We start from the raw sequence: 18,750 nt of genomic DNA, 5'->3' as shown, positions 1-18,750 counted from the left end.
GGCGGAGACAAGTGGTATGAACGAACAACATCATAAGGATCCGCTGCACGGCGTGACCCTGGAACAGCTGCTGGTCCGGCTGGTTGAGCATTACGGCTGGGAAGGGCTGGGGCAGCGCGTCGCCATCCGCTGCTTTACCCATGAGCCGTCCATCAAATCCAGCCTCAAGTTCCTGCGCAAGACCCCCTGGGCCAGGGCCAAGGTGGAAAGCCTCTATATTGAACTGGTCAGCCCCTGGGGGCGCTAGCCCGGGTGGGCGATACAACAAGGAGCATCGACCATGCACTACGTCCTTATCTACGACACTGCCCCCGACTACCTGCAGCGGCGCGGCGACTACAGGGCCGAACACCTGGCCCTGGCTTGGCAATGGGCCGAGGCGGGGGAGCTGGTGCTGGGGGGCGCTCTGGGTGAGCCGGTGGAACGGGCCATGCTGCTGTTCGACTGCGACAGCCCGGAAGTGCCGGCCAGCTTTGCCCGCCAGGACCCTTATGTGCGCAACGGTCTGGTGGATCATTGGCGGGTGCTGCCCTGGCATACGGTGGTGGGGGAGAAGGCCGCCACCCCTGTGCTACCGGAGTGACAGGCTTCAACGCCTTGTTCTGCTGAGAAATAGTCCTTGGGAAAGGACTGCCTTTTGTGCCTAAATGGATGGCGATTTCTGCCAGGAGGGCCAGATGAAAGTCGCCATTCTCGATGACTACCAGGACGCCGTGCGCCGGCTGCCCTGTTTTTCGCAGCTCCAAGGTTTCGACGTCAGCGTCTTCAACGACAGCCCGCCCAGGGACGAACTGGTCAAGCGCCTTAAGGACATGGACGCCCTGGTGCTCATTCGCGAGCGCACCAGCATCGACGACGCCCTCCTGGCGCAGCTGCCGAGGCTGCGCCTCATCAGCCAGACCGGCAAGATAAGCAACCACCTGGCTCTTGGCGCCTGCAGCCGCCACGGCGTGGCCGTGGCCGAGGGCGTGGGCTCGCCCGTGGCGCCGGCCGAACTTTGCTGGACCCTGATCATGGCGGCCAGCCGCCAGTTGTTGCCCTATGCCGAGGCCCTCAAGGCAGGGCACTGGCAGCAGGCCCCCAGCCTAGGCCGCACCCTGGACGGCCTGACCCTGGGCATCTGGAGCTACGGCAAGATTGGCAAGAGGGTGGCCCATTACGGCCGTGCCTTCGGCATGAGGGTGCTGGTCTGGGGCGGCGAGGAAAGCCGGGCCCAGGCCTTGGCCGACGGCTTCGAGCTGGCCGAAGGCCGGGAAGCCTTCTTTCGCGAAAGTGACGTGCTCAGCCTGCACCTTAGGCTGGTGGATGCCACCCGCGGCCTGGTGACGGCGGCGGATCTGGCGCTGATGAAGCCGGACGCCCTGCTGGTCAACACCAGCCGCGCCGAGCTCATAGCCCCCGGTGCCTTGCTGGCGGCCCTCGAGGCCGGCCGGCCCGGCTTTGCGGCCCTGGACGTCTTCGAGACAGAGCCCCTGGCGGAGGCCGAACCCTTGCTGGCCCTGCCCAATGTGCTGTGCAGCCCGCACCTTGGCTATGTGGAGCAAAGCAGCTACCAGCTCTACTTCAAGGTGGCCTTCGAGAACCTGCTGGCCTTCAAGGAGGGCCACCCTGCCAATATCGCCAACCCCCAGGTGCTGGCCTTGGCCGACGCCTGACAACAGACAAGGACAAAAGATGATACATGTCGCCTGCGTGGTCGTGGCCCTGGTGGCCCTGGAACACCTCTATTTCCTGGTGCTGGAGATGTTCCTCTGGGACAAGCCAATGGGCATGAAGGCCTTCGGCCTGACCCCGGAGAAGGCGGCGGCTACCAAGGTGATGGCCGCCAACCAGGGGCTCTACAACGGCTTTTTGGCCGCCGGCCTCCTCTGGGGGGGCTTTCGCGGCGATACCGATGTTCAGCTCTTCTTCCTGGGCTGCGTGCTGGTGGCGGGGATCTTCGGCGCCATGACGGTGAGCCGCAAGATCTTCTTTATCCAGGGGCTGCCGGCCGCCATCGGCATGGCCCTGATACTGACCCAATAAAAAAGGCCGCTGCTGCGGCCTTTTCTCTGGCTTCCGGTTTTATTCGCCCTGGTAGAGGCAGCCGGAAGTGCAGGTTTCCTTGACCCAGACCGAGGACAGCAGTGGCAGGCGCGGCTTGACCTTGTCCCAGATCCACTTGGCCAGCACTTCCGAGGTGGGGTTGTCCAGGCCTTCGATGTCGTTGAGGTAGCAGTGGTCCAGCTGGTCGATCAGCGGCTTGACCACGGCTTTTATCTCGGCGAAGTCCATCACCCAGCCGGTATGGGGATCCACCTCACCCGTCACCTCGATGCGCACCCCGAAGGTGTGGCCGTGCAGGTTGCCGCACTTGTGGCCAGCCGGTACGTGGGGCAGGCGGTGGGCGGAGTCGAAGGAAAACTCTTTGAACAACGTGCTTTTCATAGGATCTCGCGGGTCAGGTAAGGCAGGGGATCTTCCAGGCCATTTTCGCGGAAGGCTTCCAGCCTCTCCTGGCAGGCGCCGCAGCGGCCACAGGCCTGCTCGCCGCCTTGGTAACAGGTCCAGCTCTTGCTGTAGTCGAGCCCCATCTTGAGGCCGTCGGTCAGGATCTCGCCCTTGGTGGCCATCAGGTAAGGGCTCTCGATGCCCACCGGCTCGTAGTTGGCGACCATGGACACGGCGTTCATGGCCTTGACGAACTCGGGGCGGCAGTCGGGATAGATGGCGTGGTCGCCGCCGTGGGCGCCGTAGTAGACCTTGTCGGCACCTATGCTGACCGCCTTGCCGATGGCCAGGGACAGCAAGATCATGTTGCGGTTGGGCACTACCGTCTGCTTCATGTTGGCTTCGGCGTAGTGGCCTTCTGGCATGTCCATGTCCGAGGTCAGGGCGGAATTGGCGATGAGGCCCTGGATGGCGCTGATGTCCACCACCTCGTGGGCAATGCCAAGCTCTTCTGTCACCTGCCTTGCCACCACCAGCTCACGGACGTGGCGCTGGCCATAATTGAAGGACAGGGCATGGACTTCATGGCCGTCCTTGATGGCTTTGTGCAGCAATGTGAACGAATCCATGCCGCCGGAATAGATGACTACGACTTTGCTCATGACGCCTCGCCTCGGTTGGGGCAAGCATTTTATGGTAGCATCCGCCCCCTCTCAACCTAAAGGCACAAAAGATGCGCTATCCGGTCAACGAAATCTTCGAAACCCTGCAAGGGGAAGGGCGTTTCAGCGGCGTTCCGGCCATTTTTGTGCGCCTCCAGGGGTGCCCGGTGGGCTGCAGCTGGTGCGACACCAAGCACACCTGGGAGCAGAAGGAAGAGGACCAGCGCCCCCTGGGGGACATCCTCGTCAAGACGGCGGCCTCCAGCTGCTGGGCCTGGGCCGAGCCCCAGACCATCCTCAAGACCTTCGAGGACAGGGGCTTCAAGGCGCGGCTGGTGGTGATCACGGGCGGCGAGCCCTGCCTGTTCGACCTCAACCCCCTCTGCGAGACCCTGCACCAGGCCGGCTACCAGACCCAGGTGGAAACCTCAGGCACCTTCGAGATCAAGGCGCCCTTGGATACCGTCATTACCCTGTCACCCAAGGTGGCTATGAAAGGGGGCTTCGAGGTACTGGATTCGGCGCTTAACCGTGCCGACGACATCAAGCACCCGGTGGCCCGCGAAAGGGACATCGAAGAGCTGGATGCCCTGCTGGCCCGCTGTGGCGACAAGCCGGTCTACCTGCAACCGGTCAGCCAGGGGAAAAGGGCCACACAGCTCTGTATAAAGACCTGTATTGAAAGGAATTGGCGCTTGTCGGTTCAGTTACATAAGTACCTTGGCATAGAATAAGCCATCGAAAGAATTACCAAGCCAGGGAGCGCCTATGATCAATGCCTACGTGCGCAACGGCCAGTTGCTGGACGTACAAGAACTCTCCACCGAGGACAGGCTGCCCGCCAACACCATCTGGCTTGACGTTTTCAAGCCCACGGACGAAGAGCGCCAGTGGATGTCCACTTACTTCCAGGAAGAAGTGCCGGAAGAGGACGACATCAACGAGATCGAGGCCTCGGCCCGCTTCTATTCCGACAAGGACGGCCTGCACATCACCTCGCTGTTCCCCCATCGCCTGGGCAAGGAACTGCGGGGCGTCAACGTCTCCTTCACCTTGCGTGACAACCTGCTGATCACCTTGCGCGAGGAAGATCTGGGCCTGATGCGACTGTTCCGCGCCTACCTGCGCCAGGGCAAGATCGACGCCACCGATCCCGCCACCCTGCTGGTGGAGATGCTGATCCTCAAGGTGGAATACCTCTCTGACCTCCTCGAAGACGTCTACACCGTGCTGGAGTCCACAGGCCAGGAAGTCTTCGAAGCGGAAGAGCTGGACGAGATCCTCAAGAACATCACCCTGCAGGAAGACACCAACGGCAAGATCCGCCTCTCGCTGCTGGATACCCAGCGCTCCCTGCGCTTCATGACCCGCAGCCAGCGCGGCCGGATGTCGGAAGAGAACAGGAAGGAAATCAAGGATATGCTGGCGGATATCGAGTCCCTGCTGCCCCATACCCAGTTCCTGTTCGACAAGATCAACTTCCTGCTGGACGCGGCCATGGGTTTTACCAGCCTCAAGCAGAACAAGATCATCAAGATCTTCTCGGTAGCGGCCGTGGTCTTCCTGCCGCCGACGGTGATCGCCTCCGCCTACGGCATGAACTTCGACCTGATGCCCGAGCTGCACTGGCGCTTCGGCTATCCGTTGGCCATAGGCCTGATGTTCGCCTCCGCCGCCGGCACCTATTTCTTCTTCAAGCGCAAAGGCTGGCTCTAAGGCCTCAACCTCGCCAAAGGCCCGGCTATTGCCGGGCCTTTTGTTTTAAGGCAGTTTAAGTCTCTGTAGAACATGGAAAGGAGTCTGTTATGGCGAATGTGTCAGGGCCTCAGCCGGATATTCAGTTCTGTCCTATATGCAAAGGTAACTTGAGGAATGTGCCTAGAGGAGAGATGCGTTCTAGGGCTTATGTCAGGCGTGATGGGACGGTCGCAGAGCACACTCATACCTACGACTGCATTGAGTGTCATACTCGCTTTGAAATAAACCAAGAAAGATAGAGTCTCTAGCCCAAACCCGGCAGTTGCCGGGTTTGGTATTTTAAGGCATGGTGCTGAAAAGCCTTATTTTTTAGATGCCATGCTGCTCGAGACGCCACGCCTGCTGTTGACCCCCATCACCCCGGCCGACCGGGACTTCTTCTTTGCCGTCCAGCAAGACTCGGAGCTGATGCGCTTCGTCTCGGACCCACGTAGCCCCGCCGACATCGCCGCCCGCTTCGAGGCCGCCTGCCAGCCCTGGGACAAGGAGCAGGATCAATGGCTGAGCCTGGTGGTGCGGGACAAGGCCTCCAGGCAGCCCTTCGGCATCAACGGCTTTCGCAGCGACTGGCCCAACCGCCAGGCCGAGCTGGGCTTCTTGTTCCTGACCGCCGGCCAGGGCCAGGGTTATGCCCTGGAGTCCACCCGCGCCGTGCTGGCTTTCGCCGTAGCCCAGGGCTACCACAAGCTCTGCGCCCAGGTCACAGCCGGCAACCTGGCCTCGAGCAGGCTGCTGGAGAAATGCGGCTTCAAGCGGGAAGGGGAGCTGCGCGAGCACTTTTGGCTTGGCGGCTGCTGGCACGATGACTGGCTCTATGGCCTTCTGGCCAGGGAATATCCCCCGGAAGGCTAGCTCGGGCTTTCGTGTGAAGTTTTTTCTTTTTAATTATCCAGAACCCTGTTTAACTCAAGTCATTTATCCGGACGACCGACTTAGCTATGTACATAACAGCCTTTAAACCTAACCTGCTCTGTTTACAAGAGAGATGTTGGAATGGCCACGAAGGTAACGAGGCTGTGGTTGCTTAGTAACGCTTCTTAAGCGAAAGATGGATTGCCAATGAAGTCTGGTTCTGACAGTGCTTTATCCACATCATTGGTTAAAAGGAGGATCTTAAGTGATTAGTCGAGTAGTATTTTTTGGGGTTATATTCGCGCTGTACAGTATTCCGGCTTTCTCGGCAGGGGTTTTGTACTCGAACATTTACGGAGATTGGCTCTCTATCGATGGAGACAAGAAGACGTCGGTAATGGCTGGAGATGTAGATACCATATCTTCATTCTCTGATTGTTCGCCTGAAAATCTCTGTTTTTATGCAGGAGGTTTTTTTGTGGATGTTCCTTATGATTTTCTCGGAAAGAAAAGCTATTCATTAAGGGACGGAAGTTATTCCGTGAAGGTTAAAAAGCTGGAGAGCTTCAAGGCTTTTGGTATCTCTTTTGGAGAAGCCTATTCTGTGGATATCGATGCAAAGAAGGCAAATAAATTCGATTATAAAGGGCATCTTATTTATAGTTACAAGTACGGGGTGATACTTTTTTCTCCACCAAATGTTGCCATTGCATGGCTTTCAAAAGAAAAATGTGGGTTTCTTAATCACTGCGGTTCGCAGTAGGCATTAGATATGCCATTCAGTGGGAAAAGGATTGGCTTCTAGAGTAGATAGATGGAGTTCACCTGGACAAATAAAAAAGGCCCTGCAGGGCCTTTTTTAAGCTCATCAGCGTCTTAGATGCTGATCCCTTGCTCGTCGAAGTAGTCGGCGAAGAGCGGGGAGCTCAGGTAGCGCTCGGCGGAGGAGGGCAGTATCACCACTATCCTCTTGCCGGCGAAGTCGGGACTTTCGGCCAGGCGCTTGGCGGCCACCACGGCGGCGCCGGAGGAGATGCCGGCGAGGATCCCTTCTTCCTTCATCAGGCGGTGGGCCATGGCCATGGCGTCTTCGTTGCTGACCTGCTCGACGCGGTCGACAAGGCTCAAGTCCAGGTTACCGGGAATGAAGCCGGCGCCGATGCCCTGGATCTTGTGGGGGCCTGGCTTGAGTTCTTCCCCGGCCAGCTTCTGGCTGATGACGGGGGAGTCGGTGGGTTCCACGGCCACGGACAGCACCTGCTTGCCCTTGGTGTTCTTGAAGTAGCGGGAGACCCCTGTGATGGTGCCGCCGGTGCCGACCCCGGCCACGAAGACGTCGATGTCGCCGCCGGTGGCGTCCCAGATCTCGGGTCCCGTGGTCTGCTCGTGGATGGCGGGGTTGGCCGGGTTTTCGAACTGCTGCAGCAGCACGTACTTGTCCGGGGCGCCGTCGCGGATCTCGGTGGCCTTGTCGATGGCGCCCTTCATGCCCTTGGCGGCCTCGGTCAGCACCAGCTTGGCACCCAGGGCGCCCAGCAGCTTGCGGCGCTCCAGGCTCATGGACTCGGGCATGGTCAGGGTGATGGGGATGCCGCGGGCGGCGGCCACGAAGGCCAGGGCGATGCCGGTGTTGCCGGAGGTGGGCTCGATAAGCTCCTTGCCGGGGCCCAGCAGGCCTTTTTCCTCGGCGTCCCAGATCATGGAGGCGCCGATACGGCATTTGACGGAGAAGCTGGGGTTGCGGGCTTCGACCTTGGCGTAGACTTCGCCACCGGTGACGCGGTTGAGTTTGACCAGGGGGGTATTGCCGATGGTCAGGGAATTGTCTTTAAATATCTGGCTCATAACGGGTATTCGCCTTTGGGTATGATTGACACAAGGTAGCGAGCGGGCTGCTGGCTGTTAAGGATTTTCTGGTTATAAGGATATAAAAAGATGATAAAGCACGATCCTGAACACCAATCGGCCCTGGAGGCCTGGCGCGAGGGCCGGGAGACCAGGACCATAGTCACGCCTTTCGCTTTCAAGGTAGACGAAAGCCTGCTGGGCCGCCCCCTGGGCAAGCCCTGGCGCCGGGGCTTGGCGATACTGCTGGACCTCTGGCTCATTTCCCTTTTGACCTATGTCCCCGACGTGGCCGTGGCCTTGGCGGCGGCCATCGCCACCTGGATGTTGGCCAGGCGCCGCGACCAGGTGGTCCACGCCTGGGCCAGGCGCTGGCTGCGGGCCCTGGCGGCCCTGACCATCTTCGTGGTGGTCGTGGTGCTGGGCTCCATGGTCAGGGATTCACTGCCGTCCAAGTCCCACAAGGAAAAGAGCCAGTCCCACTCGGCCCTGGAAGTGCTGCAGCTGGGGGCCACCAGCCTGGGCCTGGCCGCCTGTAAGGACAAGTCCTGTGTCGATGATCTGATGCCGCCCCTGAAGCAGGTGATGGACGAGAAGTTCGCCGACCAACCGGACGCCAAGGCCGATCTGGCCAAGGAGCTGTTCGAGGACATGGATTTCCTGAGCGCTGAAGACAAGGCCGGCTACCGCCAGCAGCTGCTGGGCACGCCATCCCAGCCCCAGGCCGAACTGGACCTGCCGGCCTGCCAGGCCAAGCTTGCCGATGTGGAGGCCAAGCTGGCGAGCTGCAAGGCCGATCCGCCCAAGGCCAAGAAGGCGGACAAGTCCTTTTCGCTGCTGGGGTGGATCAAGGGCGTCGCCAAGGATCTGGGCCTGGGCCTGAGCTGGGCAGCTCTTTATTTCAGCCTCTTCACGGCCTTGTGGCGGGGCCAGACTCCAGGCAAGAAGCTGTTCAAGCTGCGGGTGGTCAGGCTCAACGGCGAGCCTTTGACCCTCTGGGGCGCCTTCGGCCGCTACGGTGGTTACGGCGCCGGCCTTGCCACCGGCATGCTGGGCTTCCTGCAGGTGTACTGGGACAGCAACCGCCAATGCATCCAGGACAAGATAGGGGAGACGGTAGTCGTTCAGGACGGACCAGTGGTTTGTTATACTGACGGCCATTCCGGCGACGCCATACAACAGCAAGAGGACAAGGCGTGAGCGACATCGTCATCAGCGGCACAGGGCTTTATACCCCTCCCAATGCCATCAGCAACGAAGAACTGGTCAAGGCCTTCAACCAGTATGTGGACAACTTCAACGAGGAGAACGTCGCCGCCATAGAGGCGGGGCAGCTCGAGCCCCTGGCCCATTCCAGCAGCGAGTTCATCCTCAAGGCCTCCGGCATCAAGAGCCGCCATGTGGTCAGCAAAGACGGCATCCTCGACCCCGAGGTGATGATGCCGCTCATCCCAGAGCGCAGCAACGACCAGCCCTCGGTGATGGTGGAGATGGCCATGCACGCCGCCGACGAGGCCCTCAAGGCCGCCGGCCGCGAGCCTGAAGAGGTGGACTTGGTGATCTGCGCCGCCTCCAACATGCAGCGCCCTTATCCGGCCATGGCCGTGGAACTGCAGCACTTTCTCGGTGCCAAGGGCCTGGCCTTCGACATGAACGTGGCCTGCTCCTCCGCCACCTTCGGTATCGCCACGGCCGCCGGCCTGCTCAAGGCCGGCAACGCCAAGCTGGCCCTGGTGGTCAATCCCGAGATCTGCTCCGGCCACCTCAACTTCCGCGACCGCGACAGCCATTTCATCTTCGGCGATGCCTGTACGGCCCTGGTGCTGGAGCGGGCCGAGGACGCCACTGCGCCCGAGCAGTGGCATATCCGCGGCGAGAAACTGATCACCCAGTTCTCCAACAACATCCGCAACAACTTCGGCTTCCTCAACCGCACGGCGCCCCTGACCCAGTTCGACCTGGACAAGCTGTTCGTGCAGGAAGGGCGCAAGGTGTTCAAGGAAGTGGTGCCCATGGTCAGCGAGCTGATCAGCAGCGAACTGGCCCGCCAGGCGCTGAGCCCCGACCGCCTCTGGTTGCACCAGGCCAATATCAACATGAACCAGTTCATTGCCCGCAAGGTGCTGGGCCGGGACCCCGAGCCTGCAGAGGCGCCGGTGATCCTGGACGAATACGCCAACACCTCCAGTGCCGGCTCCATCATCGCCTTCCACAAACATCGCGGCGATCTGCCGAGCGGCAGCGTCGGGGTGATCTGCTCCTTCGGCGCCGGCTATTCGGCCGGTTGCATCACGGTTCAGAAAGGTTAAGCGCCGGTAACGGCAGAAAAAGGGCCCGCAGGGCCCTTTTTTATGGAACAAATCCAGGCTGGCCGGGCCTTAGCTGCGTATTCTTCCGTGATACAGTCTCGTACACATTTTGCAAAACATTAAAATATGGGGCCTGTATAAGCCGCCTTTGCCTTGGGCTATAAAGGCCGCAGCGTACAGCACCAGACTAGAAAAACAGGGAAGCGTCCGAATGAAGAAAGTTGCCGTTGGTTGCCTGATCCCCCTCGCCGTATTGGTGGTTGCCGTCGGGGGATTCTTTGCCTTGAAGTCCATGAAGAAGCCGCCCCAGAAGGCCGAGGAGGCCAAGCCGCCGCTGATGGTTTCGGTGGTGCAGGCCAAGGCGCAAGAGGTCAACTACCAGGTCCATTCCCAGGGCACCATACAACCCAAGACCCAGACCACCCTGGCGGCCCAGGTGGGCGGCCGCATCGTCTCGGTCTCCGGCAGCTTCCGCTCCGGCTCCATGGTGCAAAAGGGCGAGTTGCTGGCGCAGATCGACCCCGCCGATTACCAGACCGCCCTGAGCATGGCCGAGGCCGAACTGGCCCAGGCCCAGGCTGCATACGAGCAGGAGAAGGCCCAAGGGGTAGTGGCCGCCAAGGAATGGCGCCATGTCTCCCCTGACAAGGTCACCGACATAGCCCTGCGCAAACCGCAGCTGGCCAGCGCCAAGGCCGCCGTCGAGGCCCAGAAGGCCCGCGTCGAAGAGGCCAAGCGCAACCTGGCCCGCACCGAGATCCGTGCCCCCTATGACGGCCTGGTCCGTTCCCGCCTGGTCAACCTGGGCCAGTACGTGGGCCCCAGCAGCCAACTGGGGATCATAGACGATACCGCCATCGCCGAAGTGCGGCTGCCGGTGTCCGACCAGGAGCTGAACTGGCTGGGCCTCAACGACAACGACGGCTCCACCGTCAGCATCACCTTGAGCCACAGCGTCAACGGCCACAGCTACAGCTGGCCCGCCACCCTGGTGCAAAGCTCAGGGGTGTTGGACGACAAGTCCCGGATGAGCTTCATCATCGCCGAAGTGCGTGACCCCTACCTGCGCCACCAAGGCAGGGGCCAGTGGCTCAAGTTCGGTACCTTCGTGGAGGCGCAGCTGCGCTCCAGCACCCAGCGCCCCCTGATAGTGCTGCCCAAGGACGCGGTGCGCGGTGACGAAGTGGTCACCGTTGACAAGGACAACCATATCCACCGCATCCAGGTGCAGGTGGATCGCAACGACGACAAGTTCGCCTACATCGCCAGTGGCCTGGAGGCCGGCGCCAAGGTCTCACTGACCGCCCTGACCAACGTGGTGGACGGCACCCTGGTGGCCCTGGCCGATGACCAGCCCAAGACAGAGGCCCAACCCCAACTGGCGGTGAGCGATAAATGATGGAAAAGCAAAAAGGCGTCATCGCCTGGTTCACCCATAACACCGTCGCCGCCAACCTCTTGATGTTCATCATCATTGTCGGCGGCCTGGTGGCGGGTTTCGGGATCCGCAAGGAAGTCTTCCCGCAGCTGAACCTGCCCTATATCGCCATCAATGTGCCTTATCCCGGTGCCGCGCCCCAGGAGGTGGAGGAGGGCATCATCCTCAAGGTGGAAGAGTCCATCAAGAACATCGAGGGCATCAAGGAGATCAGGTCCAATGCCGGCGAGGGCAACGCCTCCATCCAGGTGGAGGTGCAGCAGGGCTACGACACCACCCAGGTGCTGAACGAGATCAAGATCCGGGTCGACGCCATCCCCTCCATGCCGGCCGAGGCCGAGAAGCCGGTGATCTACGAGATCCGCCCCGAGCGGGAGGTGATCTGGGTGCAGGTCTATGGGGACTTGAGTGAGCGCGGTTTCAAGGAATACGCCAAGTCCATAGCCGACGACCTCAAGGCGTTGCCTGGTATCACCCGCGCCGACGTCAACGGTGCCCGCAACTACGAGGTGGGCATCGAGGTCTCCGAAGACCAGCTGCGCAAGTACGGCCTGACCTTGGACGAAGTGGCCTCCAAGGTGCGCCAGAGTTCCATCGATATGCCGGGCGGTGCCATCAAGTCCAGCACCGGCGACATCATGCTGCGCGCCAAGGGCAAGGCCTACCGCGGTTACCAGTTCGACAAGTTGACCCTGCTGACCCGCCCCGACGGTACCCGGGTGCTGGTGGGGGACGTGGCCAAGGTGGTGGACGGCTTCGTCGAGGAAGACAACTATGCCCGCTTCGACGGCAAGCCTGGCCTCTCCATCGGCGTTGTCGCCGTCGGTGAGCAGGACGCCCTGGAGATGGCCAAGGCCGTCAAGAGCTACGTCAACGAGAAGCAGAAACACCTGCCGGCCGGCGTCAAGCTGGCCTGCTGGGGTGACAGCTCCAAGTTCCTCAACGACCGCCTGGACATGATGTTCAGCAACATGCTGATGGGCGGCATACTGGTGCTGCTGGTGCTGAGCCTCTTCCTGCAGGTGCGCCTGGCCTTCTGGGTGATGATGGGGATCCCGGTCTGCTTCCTGGGCACATTGCTGTTCATGCACATGCCCTTCATCGGCATCACCATCAACCTGATGAGCCTCTTCGGCTTCATACTGGTGCTGGGGATAGTGGTGGACGATGCCATCGTCATCGGCGAGAGCGTCCACACCGAGATAGAGGAGCGGGGCGCCGGCGTCGAGAGCGTCATCCGCGGCGCCAAGAAGGTGGCCATGCCCGCCACCTTCGGGGTGCTGACCACCATCGCCGCCTTCCTGCCCATGCTGCTGGTATCGGGCTTCATGGGGGCCGTGTTCAAGGCCATCGGCATAGTGGTGATCCTCAGCCTCATCTTCTCGCTTATCGAGTCGAAGCTGATACTGCCGGCCCACCTCAAGCACGTACGCATCGACAACAAGCCGTCCAACAACGTCTTCGTCAGGGCCAAGGCCAGCTTCAACCGCGGCTTCGACCATTTCGTACTCAAGATGTACAAGCCGGCCCTGCAATGGTGCCTGCATTACCGCTACGTTACGGTCGCGGCTTTCCTGGGCATGATGCTGCTGGTGGCCGGCATGGTGGCCGGCGGCATAGTTCGTATCGTCCAAATGCCTAATATCCCGTCCGACTTTGTCAACGGCAACCTGGAGATGGTCAGCGGTACTTCATCTACCCAGACCAACGCCACCCTGGAGAAGATCCAGGAGGCCCTGTGGCGGGTGGACGACAAGATCAAGGCCCAGACCGGCAGCCGCGTCGTCAGGCACGTCAACGTCTGGAACCAGTCCACCACCACGGGCCGCTTCGTGGTGGAGCTGACCAGTTCCGAGAACCGCAGCATCAACACTTTCAAACTGGCCGACATGTGGCGTAAGGAAGTGGGGCAGTTGCCTGGAGTCAAGACCCTCAAGCTCAACGCCTCCATCAACGGCGGCGGCGGCGGGGCCATCGCCTTCACCATCAGGGGCAAGAACCTGGAAGAGCTGAAGGCGGCCACCGACGAGCTCAAGGGCATCATGGCCGGCTATGAAGGGGTCTTCGACATCGAAGACAGCATGTCGTCCGGCAACCTGGAAGTGCAGCTCAAGGTCAAGCCGGCCGCCGAGGCCCTGGGCATCACCCTGGCCGACCTGGCCCGCCAGGTGCGCGAAGGTTTCTACGGCGCCGAGGTGCAGCGCATCCAGCGTGACGATGAAGAAGTGAAGGTGATGGTGCGCTATCCCCTGGCCGAGCGCCGATCCCTGGCCCATTTGGAGAACATGCGCATCCGCACCGCCAGTGGTGACGAAGTACCTTTCTCATCTGTGGCCGACGTCCAGCTGGGTGAGGGCTATTCCCGCATCACCCGGGTCGACGGGGTGCGGGCCGTCACCGTCAGCGCCGATGCCGACAAGAACAAGGTGGAGCCAGGCAAGGTCATAGGCGAGATCACCAAGAACGCCCTGCCCAAGCTCCAGGCCAAGTACCCCGGCATCAGCTTCAAGATGGCCGGCGAGGCCAAGGACGAGGCGGAAAACAACAGCCAAATGCTGCTGGGGGCCCTGGCGGCGCTCTTCGTCATCTATGCGCTGTTGGCCATACCGCTCAACTCCTACCTGCAGCCGCTGATCATCATGTCGGTGATCCCCTTCGGCATCATCGGCGCCATCCTCGGCCACTGGATGCTGGGGCTCAGCGTGTCCATGTTGTCCATGTTCGGCATCATCGCCCTGTCCGGGGTGGTGGTGAACGACTCCCTGGTGATGGTGGACTTCGTCAACCAGGCCCGTGAGGAAGGGGTGCCGATCCGCACCGCCGTCGTGGACTCAGGGGTCAAACGCTTCCGCCCCATACTGCTGACCTCCCTGACCACCTTCCTCGGCCTGGTCCCCATCGTCTTCGAGACCAGCCTGCAGGCGCAGATCATCATCCCCATGGCCGTGTCCCTGGCCTTCGGTATCCTCTTCGCCACCGTCATCACCCTGGTGCTGGTGCCGGCCTTGTACCTGATGCTGGACGATGCCAAGTGGGCCTTCAGGCGTTATGTCCATTGGACCTTCCGCAGTGGTCGGTCTTCTGCTCCTGCTCAGGCGGCGCAGGGGGCCTCTATGGCCTCCGAGGCTGAGGCCTCTAGCCAGTAAGGGTGCTGTCCTCTATGAAAAAGCCCCGCGTCAGCGGGGCTTTTTGTTTGTGAGGCTGTACTAGAACGAAGCAGCACCGCTGGTCGTTATAGCGGAGTTTGAGATGTGGCCCTGGGGCCCCTTTAAGTGCAGCGCTGAGGCGCCGGGAGCGAAAGGCCAGCCGAGACAGGGATGTCGAGGCAGGTGAATACGTGCCGGGAGCGCGTATGAACCGGTGGCCTCCGAGCGACCAGAGGCGAAGGAGAAGCGGAACGCTGGGGTGGCCTTCTTTGCCTACTTTCTTGGCCATCAAGAAAGTAGGTCGCCCGCCGGGGCGAGTCCCGGCATCTAAAGCAACTTTCCGCTTTAAAAGACGGGTGAAGTTGAAAAACTGAAACGGGGAGGGCTTCTTCCTACAAGTCGGCAGGAGCCTTCAAGCGCCTTTATTCGCCGGTTCCCGCACCGGCGGGCGGGTTACTTTTGTTTCGGCAAAAGTAACCAAAACCATTGCCCTGCGCTCCGCTTCTCCTTCGCCTCTGGTCGCTTGCCGCTGACCACTGCATACGCGGGTCCGACCGCGTATTCCGTTCGCTCGACGTCCCTGCCTCGCGCCAGCTCACGCTTCCGTCGCCTCAGCGCTGCGCTTAACGGGCTTTTTGGCCTCACTAGCCGGCCTTAGTGGGTGAGCCGATGGACTGGCTTCCTAACGTGCTCGTCCGAAAGACTGAATGCAGTGCGTAATTGGATGAGCGGCTGGCTAATCAAGGCGATTTGTTGCTACCTTTAGTAAGCTTTCGAATGACCCATTTATTTTTACATGAGTAAGGGATGTCATGGAGTTACAAGATAAGTTTGCTATCTTCAAGGAATCTAATCTGTTAAAGACAGAAAAGATAGTTTTTCTTGATTTATGTCATTGGTATCGACTACTAGAGGAAAAAAGATATGAAAGGTTGATGAGGACTTTAACATCGCAAGTGGAAGATGGAAAAGTTATATGTCCAGTGAGCTTTTCGATAATTAATGAATTCCAAAAGCACAAGGATAAGGATTTAGTACTAAAAAGAATTCGCTTTGCTGATAGGCTATCCAAACGATTTGCTATTATTCATTATCGTAGGCTCCCCCGTATAGAGTTTGTGAAATATAGCAATGACTCTTGTGCTCTAGAAAAATATGATGCATTGACTCATTGGTTTGATTTTTTCCCTGAGGAGCTTCGTTTTGAGCAGAACGGAGCTACAGATGAGCAGTATGATGTTTTATGTTCACAGCTTCTTGCAATGTCTCCAGACATTTGGTTGAAGTATGATGAATTCTGGAGAATGACGGAAACACTAGATAAAGAAGTCTATGGCCGTCTCCGCAGCTTGGTAAATGACGGGCATTACATTGGTAAAGGTCGTAAATTAATTGAAAAGGAAGAGATGGACTTTTTGATTGATCTATTACTTTCTGAGTTGATTGCAATCAAGAACTTTAAAGCTGAAGAACTCGACGCAATTCGAAACTTCCATGAAAAAACGGCAAAGACAAGTGAAGGAAGGCGATCTTTTTTCAGGAATCTTCCTTCACTATTTATGCGAAGTAAAATAAACACTTCTCTTCGTTATGATAAAAAGACAGTAAAGGTCAATGATTTCTGGGATTTAGAGCATGCAATGGCATTGCCCTATAGTCATATTTATGTCACAGATAAACCCACTGCACATACGCTGAAAAATACACTGAAACTGGAAAGTAAGTTTGGAGTTTCTATACTCAATAGCTTGGATGACCTTGAGTTCTTTATTAATAATGTTGATGTTAATTGATGCGGTTCGTAGCAGCGCCGGATGAGTGTAAAATAGTTCACGCATTAAAATGTGGAGCAACTAATATATCTTTGCTGAAAAAATAAATATCTTTGATTGGTAAAAATATGAAGAAGTGATATGTCTTAGAACTTTCTTTCTATTGTCCTCAAAATTTAGTTAGTTCCGCAATAAAAGCGGCCCACCTACTTGGCGGTGGAGCTGCATTCGGACTGGGTATGACCTCGCACTCGTTATCGGTTCTATAGCGTGGATACTGAATCAGCCAAGACTCCTCCCATTCAAGTCCGAACCGACACAACCACCCCAGGCCGCGGCGGCAGGCAGCCGAGGCCTCGCAGGGTGGCTTCGACGGCCTCGTCCAACGGCGTGTGGGGCTCATAACCGAGGAAAGCCTTCAAACGACTGTTGTCCATACGCACCGGCTGGCGCCAGAGGTAGCGCATCTCCTGGAGTTCGCGCAGGGTGGGGATGAAGGGGGAGAGCAGGCGGGTGAGCCACCAGGGGAATGCCTTGAGCTTGGCCTGGCCGCCGTGGCGCCGCACTGCGCGGTGGATGGCGGCGGCCACCTGGGTGCCGTCTTCGTCCCAGTGGCCGGCCATGTGGAAGCGGGCGAAGGGCGGCAACTCGGCCCGGCGGGCCAGCAGTTCGACCATGGTGCGGGCCACGTCGGGCAGGTAGGACCATTGGTGGCCGACCCCCGGCGCTCCCGGCAGCTGTATGGCCTTCACCGGCTGGCCGGGTTTGACCAGGCCCTGGGAGAACCAGTTGTTGCCGGCATTGGGGCCGAAGTAATCACCGGCCCGCACCACTATAGTGCGTACCCCTTGCGCGCTGGCGGCCTCCAGCCGTGCCTCCAGTTCGACCCGGATGGCGCCTTTGCGGGTCAGGGGGTGTTGGGGGGACGCCTCGCTCAGCATTGGGAAGGCGTCCGGGCCGTAGTTATAGAGGGTGCCCGGCAACACCAAGGTGGCGCCCTCTGCCTTGGCCGCCGCCAGGCTGTTGTCGACCATGGGCAGCACCAGCTGCCCCCAGTTGCGGTAGCCGGGCGGGTTGACGGCGTGCACTATGACGCTGCAGTCGCGGGCGGCTGCCAGTACGTCAGCCAGTTCCATGGCATCGCCACGCAGCCAGCTGATGCCGTCGCGCCGCTCCACGGGGGCGGCCAGGCCGCGTTTCAGGGCCACCAGTTCCCAGCCGGCGCCCAGCAGTTGCCGGGCGACTTCGCCGCCGATACCGCCTGTGGCGCCCAGTACCAGGGCCTTGTTGTCTTGGGGATCGCCAGTCGTTTCCATGTCCATTCTCTTTATCTGAGTTCAGTGGCCTTCATTGTGGTTTTGACTTTGCTTTAAATAAATTGGCTAATATCTGCTTTCTGATATTCATTTTTGTATGGGTGGCGGCATGGGCTGGGAGCAATACCGGACCTTTCTGGCGGTGCTGAACGAGGGCTCCTTGTCCGGGGCGGCGCGGGCCCTGGGGATCACCCAGCCGACGGTGGGGCGCCATATCTCGGCGCTGGAAGCCTCCTTCCAGCAGGTCCTCTTCACCCGCTCCCAGACAGGGTTGTTGCCCACAGAGGCGGCGCTGGCGCTGCGTGGCTATGCCGAGGCCATGCAGAGCAATGCGGCCGCCCTCGAGCGCGCCGCCAGCCGCCGCCAGGGCGAGGGCCTGACGGGCACGGTGCGGGTGTCGGCCAGCGAGGTGATAGGGGTAGAAGTGTTGCCGGGCGCCATAGCCCGGCTGCGCCAGGACCATCCCGGTCTCAAGGTCGAGTTGGTGCCCACCAACAAGGTGCAGGATCTGTTGCAGCGGGAGGCGGACATCGCCGTGCGCATGACGGCGCCCAGGCAAGAGGCGCTGGTGGCGCGCAAAGCCGGGGATGTGGAGATAGGCCTCTTTGCCCGCAGCGACTACCTGGAGATGCACGGCACACCGGCCCTGCCCGACGAACTGGCCGGCCATGCCTTGGTCGGCTTCGATACCCAGACGCCCTTCCTGCGCGCCGCCACCCAGGCCTTTCCCCTTTGGCGGCGGGATGCCTTCTCGGTACGCACCGACAGCGACCTGGGCCAGCTGGCGCTGATCCGCGCTGGTGCCGGTATCGGCGTCTGCCAGGTGGCCCTGGCCAGGCGGGATGCGGCGCTCAAACGGGTTCTGGCGGAGCACTTCAGCTTTCGGCTGCCGGCCTGGATCACCATGCATCAGGACTTGCGCGACAGCCCCCGTTGCCGGGCGACCTTCGATGCCCTGGTGGCCTGCCTCCAGGCCCATACGGCAACAGCCTGAAGCTCAAGCCTGGCAGCGCCTTGCAGCGCTGCCAGGATAGTTTAATGGCAGACTTTTACACCGCCTCTTTAAGCTGGCAAGAGGCAAACATCGACAGCGCTATGGTGGTGGGGATCAGCAGGTCGCTGCCTATCCCCAGGCGGATGAAGTAGGGCTTCAAGAAGAAGATATAGAGGGCCGCCATCGCCGATGCGATGAAGAAGAAGCGGACGTTGTTGACCCTCAAAG

The 18,750-nt window shown here is 59.9% G+C and carries 19 protein-coding genes; 14 read left to right on the top strand and 5 right to left on the bottom strand.

From position 1 onward, the window contains the following. Positions 1-16: 16 nt before the first annotated feature. The 4 genes from PVT67_RS11535 (at position 17) to PVT67_RS11520 (ending at position 2,025) form a co-directional block, all read left to right on the top strand. Positions 17-247 carry a VF530 family protein gene (locus PVT67_RS11535; protein WP_301493766.1) on the top strand — a complete coding sequence of 77 codons (231 nt, stop codon included), beginning with the start codon at positions 17-19 and terminating at the stop codon, positions 245-247. A 33-nt stretch (positions 248-280) separates the two neighbouring features. Next, complete coding sequence (locus PVT67_RS11530) at positions 281-583, top strand: YciI-like protein (protein WP_301493765.1); 303 nt, start codon at positions 281-283, stop codon at positions 581-583. Between the two features lie 94 nt (positions 584-677). Next, complete coding sequence (locus tag PVT67_RS11525) at positions 678-1,655, top strand: D-2-hydroxyacid dehydrogenase family protein (protein WP_301493764.1); 978 nt, start codon at positions 678-680, stop codon at positions 1,653-1,655. Between the two features lie 19 nt (positions 1,656-1,674). Then, positions 1,675-2,025, top strand: a complete 351-nt coding sequence (locus PVT67_RS11520; protein WP_301493763.1) for a DUF1304 domain-containing protein — start codon at positions 1,675-1,677, stop codon at positions 2,023-2,025. 39 nt (positions 2,026-2,064) lie between these two features. On the opposite strand, the gene queD is transcribed toward PVT67_RS11520, so the two are convergent. Together queD and queC are read right to left on the bottom strand one after the other, a co-directional pair. Then, positions 2,065-2,427, bottom strand: a complete 363-nt coding sequence (gene queD / locus PVT67_RS11515; RefSeq protein ID WP_301493762.1) for a 6-carboxytetrahydropterin synthase QueD — start codon at positions 2,425-2,427, stop codon at positions 2,065-2,067. Continuing rightward, positions 2,424-3,092 (bottom strand): 7-cyano-7-deazaguanine synthase QueC, encoded by a 669-nt coding sequence (gene queC / locus PVT67_RS11510; RefSeq protein ID WP_301493761.1) that lies wholly within the window; start codon positions 3,090-3,092, stop codon positions 2,424-2,426. Before queC ends, queD begins: the two co-directional genes overlap by 4 nt. A 71-nt stretch (positions 3,093-3,163) precedes the next feature. On the opposite strand from queC, the gene queE reads away from it, so the two are divergent. The 4 genes from queE (at position 3,164) to PVT67_RS11490 (ending at position 6,465) form a co-directional block, all read left to right on the top strand. After that, positions 3,164-3,826 carry a 7-carboxy-7-deazaguanine synthase QueE gene (gene queE, locus PVT67_RS11505; RefSeq protein WP_301493760.1) on the top strand — a complete coding sequence of 221 codons (663 nt, stop codon included), beginning with the start codon at positions 3,164-3,166 and terminating at the stop codon, positions 3,824-3,826. A gap of 34 nt (positions 3,827-3,860) precedes the next feature. Continuing rightward, positions 3,861-4,808, top strand: a complete 948-nt coding sequence (corA, locus tag PVT67_RS11500; RefSeq protein WP_301493759.1) for a magnesium/cobalt transporter CorA — start codon at positions 3,861-3,863, stop codon at positions 4,806-4,808. Positions 4,809-5,168: 360 nt separating this feature from the next. Then, a complete protein-coding gene (locus PVT67_RS11495) occupies positions 5,169-5,702 on the top strand; it encodes a GNAT family N-acetyltransferase (RefSeq protein WP_301493758.1) in 534 nt (177 codons plus the stop codon). A 265-nt stretch (positions 5,703-5,967) separates the two neighbouring features. Beyond that, positions 5,968-6,465 (top strand): hypothetical protein, encoded by a 498-nt coding sequence (locus tag PVT67_RS11490; protein WP_301493757.1) that lies wholly within the window; start codon positions 5,968-5,970, stop codon positions 6,463-6,465. Positions 6,466-6,578: 113 nt separating this feature from the next. Here the strand turns inward: PVT67_RS11490 and cysK are convergent, their stop codons facing one another. Beyond that, positions 6,579-7,547: a cysteine synthase A gene (gene cysK, locus PVT67_RS11485; protein ID WP_301493756.1), complete on the bottom strand. Its 969-nt coding sequence runs from the start codon at positions 7,545-7,547 to the stop codon at positions 6,579-6,581. 90 nt (positions 7,548-7,637) lie between these two features. Between cysK and PVT67_RS11480 the strand changes: the two genes are divergently transcribed. From PVT67_RS11480 to PVT67_RS11460, 5 genes are all read left to right on the top strand, one after another. Further along, the gene (locus tag PVT67_RS11480) at positions 7,638-8,747 is read left to right on the top strand and encodes an RDD family protein (RefSeq protein ID WP_301493755.1); all 1,110 of its coding nucleotides are present in this window, start codon (positions 7,638-7,640) and stop codon (positions 8,745-8,747) included. Further along, a complete protein-coding gene (locus PVT67_RS11475; RefSeq protein ID WP_301493754.1) occupies positions 8,744-9,856 on the top strand; it encodes a beta-ketoacyl-ACP synthase III in 1,113 nt (370 codons plus the stop codon). The genes PVT67_RS11480 and PVT67_RS11475 overlap by 4 nt, the downstream gene beginning before the upstream one ends. 211 nt (positions 9,857-10,067) lie before the next feature. Beyond that, positions 10,068-11,255: an efflux RND transporter periplasmic adaptor subunit gene (locus PVT67_RS11470; protein WP_301493753.1), complete on the top strand. Its 1,188-nt coding sequence runs from the start codon at positions 10,068-10,070 to the stop codon at positions 11,253-11,255. After that, the gene (locus PVT67_RS11465; RefSeq protein ID WP_301493752.1) at positions 11,252-14,440 is read left to right on the top strand and encodes an efflux RND transporter permease subunit; all 3,189 of its coding nucleotides are present in this window, start codon (positions 11,252-11,254) and stop codon (positions 14,438-14,440) included. The genes PVT67_RS11470 and PVT67_RS11465 overlap by 4 nt, the downstream gene beginning before the upstream one ends. 812 nt (positions 14,441-15,252) lie before the next feature. Next, positions 15,253-16,233, top strand: a complete 981-nt coding sequence (locus PVT67_RS11460) for a hypothetical protein (RefSeq protein ID WP_301493751.1) — start codon at positions 15,253-15,255, stop codon at positions 16,231-16,233. A gap of 281 nt (positions 16,234-16,514) precedes the next feature. On the opposite strand, the gene PVT67_RS11455 is transcribed toward PVT67_RS11460, so the two are convergent. Next, positions 16,515-17,528, bottom strand: coding sequence for an NAD-dependent epimerase/dehydratase family protein (locus PVT67_RS11455; RefSeq protein ID WP_301493750.1), 1,014 nt, complete (start codon positions 17,526-17,528; stop codon positions 16,515-16,517). Positions 17,529-17,625: 97 nt separating this feature from the next. On the opposite strand from PVT67_RS11455, the gene PVT67_RS11450 reads away from it, so the two are divergent. Then, positions 17,626-18,522 (top strand): LysR family transcriptional regulator, encoded by an 897-nt coding sequence (locus PVT67_RS11450; protein ID WP_301493749.1) that lies wholly within the window; start codon positions 17,626-17,628, stop codon positions 18,520-18,522. Positions 18,523-18,577: 55 nt separating this feature from the next. On the opposite strand, the gene PVT67_RS11445 is transcribed toward PVT67_RS11450, so the two are convergent. After that, complete coding sequence (locus PVT67_RS11445) at positions 18,578-18,748, bottom strand: hypothetical protein (RefSeq protein ID WP_301493748.1); 171 nt, start codon at positions 18,746-18,748, stop codon at positions 18,578-18,580. Positions 18,749-18,750 lie beyond the last annotated feature (2 nt).

It is taken from the genome of Gallaecimonas kandeliae (assembly GCF_030450055.1).
GTDB classification, from domain to species: Bacteria; Pseudomonadota; Gammaproteobacteria; order Enterobacterales; family Gallaecimonadaceae; genus Gallaecimonas; species Gallaecimonas kandeliae.
The sequence above is the reverse complement of the archived record's forward strand: the minus strand, read 5'-3'. Positions and strand labels throughout refer to the sequence as shown.